Origin of the sequence: Mesorhizobium sp. M7A.F.Ca.MR.148.00.0.0, from assembly GCF_003997735.1 — a bacterium.
In the GTDB taxonomy this organism is placed as follows: domain Bacteria; phylum Pseudomonadota; class Alphaproteobacteria; order Rhizobiales; family Rhizobiaceae; genus Mesorhizobium.
Genome location: NZ_RZTB01000317.1, coordinates 1 through 401, shown reverse-complemented (window position 1 = coordinate 401; position 401 = coordinate 1). Strand labels below are relative to the sequence as shown.

Sequence of the window (401 nt, the reverse complement as noted above, 5' to 3'; positions counted from 1 at the left end):
CCATCTCCCTTCGCCATCGCATTACGCTGGCCTGCCAGCCAGATATTGGCGAGCACCACCGCCAGCACGCCGAACACGCCGGCGAGGACGACCATGATAACTGTATTGGCGCGCATAGCCCTAAGCCCCAAATCCTATGCGGGAATCGCCCGCCTCGACCGGCTTTCAGGCCCGGATCAAACAACCCGGGCCTGAATTAAGAAGTTAGGCGCCGTCAGGATCGCAGGCCGCGATATCGCCTACAGCGATCAGACTGTCGCAAAGCGACGTGAACGAGTCTGTAACCCAAGCTCCGATCCCCAGAACGACCAGGATTGACGCTGTGGCGATAATGCCAATCAGGATAGAATATTCGACCATGGCAGCGCCGTTTTCATCGTCGCGGAACTGCCGGGTCATCG

At 58.9% G+C, this 401-nt stretch carries 1 protein-coding gene; it reads right to left on the bottom strand.

Annotated features, from left to right (window positions below):
* Window positions 1-204 precede the first annotated feature (204 nt).
* Window positions 205-399 (bottom strand): Flp family type IVb pilin, encoded by a 195-nt coding sequence (locus EOB49_RS34235; protein WP_164781945.1) that lies wholly within the window; start codon window positions 397-399, stop codon window positions 205-207.
* Between the last annotated feature and the right edge of the window lie 2 nt (window positions 400-401).

Excerpts from the sequence above, each read along its gene's own strand:
- EOB49_RS34235 (WP_164781945.1), bottom strand. The coding sequence starts at position 399 with ATGACCCGGCAGTTCCGCGACGATGAAAACGGCGCTGCCATGGTCGAA.